Origin of the sequence: Streptomyces sp. NPDC004126 (assembly GCF_050275515.1) — a bacterium.
In the GTDB taxonomy this organism is placed as follows: domain Bacteria; phylum Actinomycetota; class Actinomycetes; order Streptomycetales; family Streptomycetaceae; genus Streptomyces.
Genome location: NZ_JBNNPF010000003.1, coordinates 207934 through 214751 on the forward strand (window position 1 = coordinate 207934; position 6818 = coordinate 214751).

Sequence of the window (6818 nt, forward strand, 5' to 3'; positions counted from 1 at the left end):
CTGCCGGAGGTCCTTCCCCATGCACACCGACAGCACCGCCGACACCGACAGCACCGCCGACACCGACAGCACCGCCGACACCGACAGCACCGCCGGCACCGACAGCACCGCCGGCACCGACAGCACCGCCGGCACCGCCCAGGCCGAGGCGTGGAACGGCTACGAAGGCGCCCACTGGGCCGCCCATCACGACCGCTGGAACGCGGTCAACGGGGGCTTCGACCGCCCCCTGCTCACCGCCGCCGCGATCAAGCCCGACGGACGCGTCCTCGACATCGGCTGCGGGGCCGGCGCCACCACCCGGCTGGCGGCCCGGGCGGCCCACCGCGGCCACGCCCACGGCCTCGATCTGTCCGGCCCCATGCTCGACCGGGCCCGTACGGTGGCAGCGCGGGAGGGCATCGCCAACGTCTCCTTCACGCACGGCGACGCCCAGACCCACCCGCTGCCCGAAGCCGCCTATGACGCCGCGATCAGCCGGTTCGGCGTCATGTTCTTCTCCGACCCCGCGGCCGCGTTCGCCAACATCGCCTCGGCGCTCCGGCCGGGCGGCCGCGTCGCCTTCCTGTGCGCGGCCGAGCCCGAGGGCAACGAGTGGCTGACGGCGCTCACCGCGCTCGCGGACGTACTGCCGGTCGGGAGCTTCGGATCGCCGGGCGGGCCGGGCATGTTCTCGCTGGCCGACCCCGCAGCCGCGACCGGCCTGCTGCGCACGGCGGGCCTGCGCGGCGTCCGCGCCGAACACGTCAGCGCGCGGGGCACCTGGGGCCGCACCGCCCGCGAGGCCGCGGACTTCCTCCTCGGCTCCGGCCCCGGCCGCCATCTGCTGGGCGCGGTCGGCCCCGACGCGGGCGCCCGGGCCCGGGACCGACTGACCGACACCTTCCGGGCGTACGAGGCCGGGGGCGCGGTCGCGCTGCGCAGCACCGCCTGGCTCCTGACCGGGACCCGCGCGGCCTGACCCGTACCGGCCCCGGCACCGGCCCCCGGCGCAGGCCTAGAACCCCCAGACGTCGATCTCGACGATGCCCGCGAACAGGTGCTCCCAGACGTCCCCGGCCGGGGTGGCGGGGTCGACAGAGAAGGGCTCCAGGGCGGCCGCCTCGCGCACGAAGTCCCGCTTGCCGTTTTCGCCCGGGTACGGACTCCAGCACGCGTTCATGAACCGGTACACGGCCTCCAGCAGCCGGACGAAGGTCTCGACGTCCCGGGCGAGGAGGAACGGTTCCCCGCCGTTGCGGACCATCCACACGGCACCCGTCTCCGGGTGGACGGACACCAGGCCGGTGTCGCCGTACCTCAGGTCGAAGGTGCCGAGCGGCAGCAGGCCGTCCTCCCCGGGCTCGACCTGGTGCGCGCCCGCCTCGGTCCACGTCAGGGAGAACGAGGCCACCCCCACCGCCCACCAGCGCGGCAGCCCCGCCCGCGCGATCAGCTGCCGGCTGGGGGAGTGGAGCAGCGCCGCGGGCTGCCGCTCCGGCGCCAGGCGCAGGACCCAGTCCGCCCCGAAGGCCTCCGCCAGCCGCCCGGCGTCGAGCGGCACCTCGGCGGGCACCGGCCCCGCGAACCAGGGCCCGTCCGTCCCCCACCCGACGGCACCGGCGGACGGGCCGGCCGGCAGGCCGCCCCGCTCGACGACCGCGATCCCGCGCTCCTCGGCGAACACGAACCGGCCCCCGCCGAGCGGTACGGGCTCCTCCCAGTTCTCCGGCCAGTGGAGGACCGGCTCCTCCTCGTCGTCGAAGAAGACGTACTCCTCCGTCCCGGGCACGGCGTCGTACCGCCGTCGGGCGAACTCCCCCTCGGCCGGGGCCGGGACCTGCTCCCCGCTGGCCGGGTCGAACCAGCGCTTGCCCGCCCACAGCGCCTCGACCTTCAGCAGCACCCGGCCGTCGGGTGCTTCGTGGACCTCGACGTCCGCGCCGCCGGACAGGTTCGGCTGGGCCCGGTAGGCGCCGACCGGACGCCACCAGGCCCAGACGGTCCGCCACGGCATGTCCGGCGCGGCCGCCGCCACCAGGCCGGCGTACGCGTCGTGGCCCAGGACCCGCGCGCCGAAGTACAGCCACGAGGCGAACTCGGCCCGGGACACCTCGGCCCCGTCCAGCACCGCGACCGCCTGCCCGAAGGCCTCGCGCCCCGCACCGCCGCCCGTGGCGGGCAGCTCCCCGAGGGCACCGGGTCCGGCCGCCAGCAGCGCGGCGGGGGAGGCGAACAGATTCTCAAGATCGTCAGGAGCCATGGGGCCATGCTGCCATCCCCCGCCGACAACCCCGCTCACTCGTACGGACGACCCCCTGCCGGACGGCAGTACGAACGCGCCCCCGCTCCGCGGCCACCCCGGCCGGGCGGCCGGCACCGGATCCGCGGCAGTGGCGTCAACGGCCGGACAGGCTCCGGACCGCCCCTGCATCATGTGGCTTTCACACCGGCCGCGAGCGGCCGAGGGGGAGGGGGCAGACATGAGGACCGTCCGCGGGGAGCAGGCCGGCGAGCTGATGGTGTGGGTGCGACGGGGCGGCTTCCCCGGCGAACTCCGGGAGGGCGACGCCGACATCGCACGCCGGCTCCTCGCCGCGGCGCCCGCCGGAATGCGGGCCGTGGTCATCGCGCTCGGCGGCGGGGCGTTCCGGTGGGTGGACGCCGACGGCGACGAGGACGTGCTGCTGGAGGCCGGAGGAGCGGGGGAGGAAGGGGAGGACGACGACGCCGGCCCGGGCCCGGACGACACGGACGGCGGGTTCGCGCTGGGCACCGGCGACGGTGCCACCCTCCCCGGACTGCCCGTGTCCTGGGCGCTGCTGGAGTTCCGCTGCCCGCACGGGGACGCGACCGTGCTGGTCGCACGCCACCCGGACGTCCCGCCGGCCTGCCCGGCGCACCACGTGCCCCTGCAACCGCACGAGACCGCCGCGCGGTGAGCGCCCCCGCCCAGCTCGCGACGGGCGTGACCCGGCTGACCGGCTCACGGTTCGCCCTCGTCGGCTACCTGCCCACCTACGCGGCCCTGGCGTACCTCGGCGCCCTCCTCGCCGCCCGGGCGCCCGGGGGCGGCATCGAGCTGTCCCGGGCACTGTCCCGCCTGCACGGCCTGTCCGGCGCCGCACTCGCCGGCCTCGCCCTCGGGGCGCTGCTCGTCGCCGTCCTGCTGCACCCCCTCCAGACCCCGCTCGTCCGGCTGCTGGAGGGGTACTGGCCGCGCCCGGCCGGCGCCGCCGCCCGGCTCGGGGTCATGGTGCAGGAACGGGCCCGCGCCCGCCTGGCCCGGGCGGCCGAGGTCGTCACCGCCGACCCCGCCGAGGCCGAACGGCAGCGGATCCTGGCGGCCGCCTGGCAGCTGGCGCGGAGCTTCCCACCGCCCCCGGTGCCCCTGCTGCCGACGCGACTCGGCAACACCCTGCGCGCCGCGGAGGCGACGGCGGGCGCCGCGTACGGGGCGGACGCGGTCGTGTGGTGGCCCCGGCTCTACCCCCTGCTCGGCGACCGGGTCCGGGCCGTCGTCGACGACCGGCGCGACCAGCTCGACCTGGCGTGCCGCCTCAGCGTGACCGCGGCCGCCACCGGACTGCTGAGCGTCCCCCTCGTCCTCGGCGCCGACGGCTGGTGGCGGGCGAGCCCGGCCGCGTTCCTCCTGCCGGCCTGGGTGGCCTACCGCGCGGCCGTGGCGGCGGCCCGCGGCTACGCCGAGGCTCTGTCGGCCGCCTTCGACCTGCACCGCTTCGACCTCCTGACCGCCCTGCACCTGCCCCTGCCCGGGGACCCCGACGCCGAGCGGGCCCTGGGCCGCCGGCTCACCCGGTTCTGGTCGCAGGGGGTACCGCTCACCGCCCTCCCGTACGAGCACCAGCACCAGCAGGAGCCGGCCCCGCACACCGCCGCGCCGCACGCCGCGCCGGGCGACGACGGCTCACGCTGAAAGGCCCCGCCATGCCCCGCACCTCCCCCTCCCGCCCGCACGCCCGCACCGGATCCACCGCGCGCGCCCTCGACTTCAGCCGCGACTGGGCGGGACTCTGCCGGGGCGGCCGCATCCTCGTCAGCATCGACCGGATCACCGCCGGCGACCCCCTCACCGAGATCCTCGCGCACGAATCCGTGCACGACGTCCTGCTCAGGACCACCCCACTGGGCTGGACGCAGCTCGTCCTGAGTCCCTGCGCCATGGAGCCCCACGAGCCCGGACCGCTGCGCGACCGGTGCGCGAGGCTGCTCGCGGCCACCGTCCAGGCGTCCCGCTTCACCCAGGAGGCGGTGGCGACCTTCCTGCCCGGCCTGGACCTCGGGCCCGCAGCCCTGGAGGCCTACCGGGCCCGCCACCCTCAGCCCTACCTCGACGCCGCCGACGCCCTGGAGTGGCTGCGCACCCGCGACCTGCCCCCGGAAACCCGGGAGCGGCTCGCCCTCGACCTCGGCGGGCTCGCGCTCCGCGTCCCCGTCCTGGAGGCGTGGCAGCCACACCGCCTCCACCGGCCCAAACGCGCCGAGCAGTGGTTCCGCGTCCCGCGCAACCGGCCGGACCGCCGCTTCCCCGCCCTGTGCCGCGCCCTGCGGGAGCTGCCCGACGAGGCCCTGCTCCGCGCGGCGCACGCCGGACCCGACGAGACCGCCCGCCTGCTCGCACACGTACGCATCGACGGAGAACCCCTCGCCTACGGCCGGCTCCCCGCCGGTCCCCCGACCCCCGAGTGGCTGGACGGACTCGTGGAGAACGTCCTGGGGCCGCTCGTCGGCGACACCACGCTGCCGCAGGACGACCGGGACCTGCTCGCCGGCGTGTGGGCCGTACCGGCACTCACCATGCCGGGCCTGCATCCGGCCCTGCTGTCGGTGGTCCTCACCCAGACCACCTCCACGAACGGCCGGATCGACCTCGACCCCCCGACCGACGAACTCCACGGCTACCCCCTGGTCGAGGTGCTGCACAACGGGCTCCCCGTCCGGTTGCCCGGCGTGGAGCCCGTCGGCCGGGAACCGATGTGGCTGGACGAGGGCGACACGGCCCTGTGGTTCATCTCGCCCTGGCAGGACCAGCGGGCCTGCCACCTGTCGCCGGCCTGGCTCCACGAGTGGCTCGGCGAACTCGACGACGACACGACCCTGTGCATGCGCGACGGCGGCGACCTCGCCGGAGTGCTGACGGGCGACCGCCGGTTCGCCGCGCGGCGGCGCGTCGTCCTCCTCCAGCACCGGACCCCGTACCAGGCGCTGCTCGTCGAACTGCCGGTGCTGGGCCTCGACGAGGAACGCGGACCGGTCACGATGACGGTGGCGCACTCCGAACTCGACGGCGTGGCCTACCTCATGCTGCGGCCCGAGAGCTCCTCGCCCGTGCTCATCGTCCCCACCGCCCGCGTCACCGCCGAACGCGCCGCGCGGGAACTGGTGGAGCGGCGCGGCGAGGTCCGCTTCCGCCTGGTGACCGACCCCGAGGAGTTCTACACCTCTCAGGGCATGCTCCGGGACGTCATGCGGGTGCTGCACAACTTCGAGGCCAAGCCGTGGCCGGACATCCTGCGGCCCGCTCCGCCCGCCACCCCGCGCGAGCCCGCCCGCCGCCGCGCCGAAGCGGAGCTGGACCCCGTCGTGGCACGGATGGAGCAGGCAGAGAAGGCGTTCGCGCGGAGCCCCACGGCGGAGCGGTTCGCGGTGCTGTCGGCGGCCGCCGAGGGCGTACTCGCCGCACCGTCCTTCCCCCACGTCTCACTGGGCTGGCGGATCAGGCTCCGCCAGGACGTGGCCGGCGCGCTCTACGGAGGCGTCCTGGAACTGCACGACCACGACGTCCTGCGGCGGGTGGTCGAGATCCAGACGGAACTCGTCGCCCTGCTCCCCGAGGACTCGCCCGAGCGGCCCGCACAGGAACGGACCCTGGCCCTCCTCTCCCTGTGCCTGCGCCGCGTGACCGGAGCGGCCCCACCGGAGGAACTGCTGCTGGAAGCACTGCTGACGGCGTCGGCGACCCGGGCGGGCACGCGCAGGCCCTCCGGCCCCGCCGACCTCCGCCGCCTGCGCACTCTACGGAGGCCCCCCGGGCCCAGACCCTCCGGGGACGCGTCCTAGTGCCCCGACCGGGAGCCGAGCGCGCCCGGAGCCCTGGGTATCCACGACGGCACGGCCGTCGCCGCCGCGCGGTCCGGCTGGTCCATGTACACGTACCAGTCGCGGTCCTCGCCGCCCATGCCCGCGCGGACGTCGATCTGCTTGATCTGGCCGGTCGCGTGGAAGTACAGGACGACGCTCTGCCGTTTGGAGCCCTCGTCGTAGAACTCCGCGGTGACCATTCCCCGGGCGCCCTCGCCGAAGGCGGAGATCCAGGTCCGCGCCGTCGCCGCCGGGACGCCCCGCGCGGTGCCCGGCGCCGCGAGGGCGGCCAGTTCCTCCGCGTCCCCGTCGGCCGTACGCCAGACGACCTCCTGCGCGGTCCGCAGCGTGCCCGTCGACGGGTACCCGACCACGGCCAGCGGCTCGTGGCCGCCGTAGTCCCCGGCGTAGCGGACCTCCTCCTCGCTCGGCAGGTCCGAACAGCCCGTCAGCACGCCGAGCGCCGCGACGGTGGCGGCGGCCGCCCGTACGGCCGGGTGATGCGGCTCCCACCTGCTGCGTCTGTGCATCCGGTCAAGGTAGCGGAGGGCCGGCGCGGGTCCGCGGGGCGGGTGTCCGGACGGCCCGGGGCGGTTGCGGGTCCGGCCGGGCGGCACGTGCTGCCGCGGCGGACCCGCCCGGCCGGGCCGCCCCCCCCCCCCCCCCCCCCCACCCCCCCCCCCCCCCCCCCCGGCCCCCCAGCCCCCTGACCCGGCCGCCCGGCCTCAATGCCGGGG

The 6818-nt window shown here is 76.6% G+C and carries 6 protein-coding genes; 4 read left to right on the plus strand and 2 right to left on the minus strand.

What is annotated here, in order from left to right:
• The first annotated feature begins 19 nt into the window (after positions 1-19).
• Positions 20-961, plus strand: coding sequence for a methyltransferase domain-containing protein (locus ACQKM2_RS04920; protein ID WP_427706639.1), 942 nt, complete (start codon positions 20-22; stop codon positions 959-961).
• A 36-nt stretch (positions 962-997) separates the two neighbouring features.
• Here the strand turns inward: ACQKM2_RS04920 and ACQKM2_RS04925 are convergent, their stop codons facing one another.
• On the minus strand, positions 998-2242 hold the full coding sequence (locus ACQKM2_RS04925) for an SUKH-4 family immunity protein (RefSeq protein ID WP_427706641.1): 1245 nt from the start codon (positions 2240-2242) through the stop codon (positions 998-1000).
• A gap of 220 nt (positions 2243-2462) precedes the next feature.
• On the opposite strand from ACQKM2_RS04925, the gene ACQKM2_RS04930 reads away from it, so the two are divergent.
• From ACQKM2_RS04930 to ACQKM2_RS04940, 3 genes are read left to right on the plus strand one after another with little or no spacing between them, the layout of a single operon-like run.
• Positions 2463-2921, plus strand: coding sequence for a hypothetical protein (locus ACQKM2_RS04930; protein ID WP_427706643.1), 459 nt, complete (start codon positions 2463-2465; stop codon positions 2919-2921).
• Positions 2918-3916 carry a hypothetical protein gene (locus ACQKM2_RS04935; protein ID WP_427706645.1) on the plus strand — a complete coding sequence of 333 codons (999 nt, stop codon included), beginning with the start codon at positions 2918-2920 and terminating at the stop codon, positions 3914-3916. Before ACQKM2_RS04930 ends, ACQKM2_RS04935 begins: the two co-directional genes overlap by 4 nt.
• Positions 3917-3927: 11 nt before the next feature.
• The gene (locus ACQKM2_RS04940) at positions 3928-6060 is read left to right on the plus strand and encodes a hypothetical protein (protein WP_427706647.1); all 2133 of its coding nucleotides are present in this window, start codon (positions 3928-3930) and stop codon (positions 6058-6060) included.
• Here the strand turns inward: ACQKM2_RS04940 and ACQKM2_RS04945 are convergent.
• A complete protein-coding gene (locus tag ACQKM2_RS04945; protein ID WP_427706649.1) occupies positions 6057-6611 on the minus strand; it encodes a hypothetical protein in 555 nt (184 codons plus the stop codon). The genes ACQKM2_RS04940 and ACQKM2_RS04945 overlap by 4 nt on opposite strands.
• Positions 6612-6818 lie beyond the last annotated feature (207 nt).

Bases quoted from the DNA above. Each gene is read 5' to 3' on its own strand.
- ACQKM2_RS04920 (WP_427706639.1), top strand. From the start codon at position 20: ATGCACACCGACAGCACCGCCGACACCGACAGCACCGCCGACACCGAC.
- ACQKM2_RS04925 (WP_427706641.1), bottom strand. From the start codon at position 2,242: ATGGCTCCTGACGATCTTGAGAATCTGTTCGCCTCCCCCGCCGCGCTG.
- ACQKM2_RS04930 (WP_427706643.1), top strand. From the start codon at position 2,463: ATGAGGACCGTCCGCGGGGAGCAGGCCGGCGAGCTGATGGTGTGGGTG.
- ACQKM2_RS04940 (WP_427706647.1), top strand. From the start codon at position 3,928: ATGCCCCGCACCTCCCCCTCCCGCCCGCACGCCCGCACCGGATCCACC.
- ACQKM2_RS04945 (WP_427706649.1), bottom strand. From the start codon at position 6,611: ATGCACAGACGCAGCAGGTGGGAGCCGCATCACCCGGCCGTACGGGCG.